This is a genomic window from Amycolatopsis sp. NPDC004747, assembly GCF_053601335.1.
In genome coordinates this window covers 1-1,450 of record NZ_JBSGBQ010000083.1, presented here as the reverse complement: position 1 = coordinate 1,450, position 1,450 = coordinate 1, and the positions used below count along the sequence as shown (strand labels likewise).

Here is a 1,450-nt window from a genome sequence, read left to right as displayed (position 1 = left end):
GGGGGGGGTGTCCCTATGTGGTTGTCAAGCCGCGGCGGGCGCGGGGTGTCGGTAGTGGGTGCCGTTGCGGAGCATGGAGTAGAGGACGTCGCAGCGGCGGCGGGCCAGGCAGATGAGGGCGGCGTTGTGTTTCTTGCCCTCAGTTCGTTTGCGGTCGTAGTAGGCCCTGCTGGTGGGGTCGGACAGTGCGGCGAAGGCGGCGAGGAAGAATGCGCGTTTGAGCTGGCGGTTGCCGGTCCTCGCGGGGTGTTCTCCCTTGATGCTGGTGCCGGAGCTGCGGGTGACCGGGGCGATGCCGGCGTAGGCGGCCAGGTGCCCCGAGGAGGCGAAGTTGGAGGCGTCGCCGACCTCGAGCAGGATGCGGGCTGCGGTCCTGACCCCGATGCCGGGCATCGAGGTCAGGACCCCGGCAAGAGGGTGCGCATCGAGTATCCCCTCGACCTGCTCGGCGACCTGTTTGCGTTGCCGCAGGACCGTTTTGAGGCTGTCGGCCAGCCGCGGCAGGACCGTGTCCGCGGCGGCAGTGCCTGGGACGGTGACCGTCTGCTCGGCGAGGGCGGCCATGATCGCCTCGACCAGCTTGTCGCCGAGGCGGGGCGCGTGGACCTTGGCGATGGCGGTGAGCTTGCGGCGGCCGGCTTTGGCAATGCCGGCCGGTCCGCCGCAGCGGGAGAGGATTTCCAGGACGGCCGGATGGGCGATCCGCAGGCCGATCGCGTGCTCCAGAGCAGGGTGAATGCCGGTGAGCAGGCCGCGGATGCGGTTGCTGATCCGGGTGGCTTCGCCGGCCAGGTCGTCATCGAACCCGACCAGCACCTCCAGCTCGGCCAGGGCTTCGTCGCCGACATCCACCGGGCGCAGGGTGTGGGGCAGGGAGCGGGCGGCGTCGGCGATGACGAACGCGTCCCGGGCGTCGGTCTTGGCCCGGCCCGGGTAGAGGTCGGCGATGCGGCGCATCGCCAGACCAGGCAGGTAGGCGACCTGGTGCCCGGCGGCGCGGGCGACCGCGACCGGCAGCGCCCCGATCGTGGCCGGTTGGTCGACCACGACCAGCAGCGGCCCATGCTCTGCGAGCGTGTCGAACAGGGCTTTCAGCTTGGGTTCGGTGTTGGGCAGCGGGCCGTCATGCAGTCGCTTGCCGTCCGGGTCGAGACCGACCGCGTGGTGGGTGTCCTTGCCCACGTCCAGGCCGAGGAACACGCTGAAGCTGCTGCTCATCACCATGCCGTTCGTTCGCCGCGACGTGGTCACCGGTCGAGCATCGAGTGCCGGCACCCACGTTACGACGAGACCTACCCAGCGGTGGCCGTGTCCCTATTCAGCGGTCCCTCGATGCCACCAGTCCCGGTGACACCACCCCCCGGATCATGGGTTCGACTGGGGGCGCAAGTCATGCCGGGCCTGGTGACCACAGCTCCTTGATCAGGAACTACGAAAACGGTAACGGGGG

Annotated in this window: 1 protein-coding gene; it reads right to left on the bottom strand. The window is 69.7% G+C overall.

Annotated elements, in window-relative coordinates; genetic code table 11:
• Positions 1-24: 24 nt before the first annotated feature.
• Entirely contained in the window at positions 25-1,224 is a 1,200-nt protein-coding gene (locus ACWEGE_RS46990; RefSeq protein WP_449667016.1) for an IS110 family transposase, read from the bottom strand.
• Between the last annotated feature and the right edge of the window lie 226 nt (positions 1,225-1,450).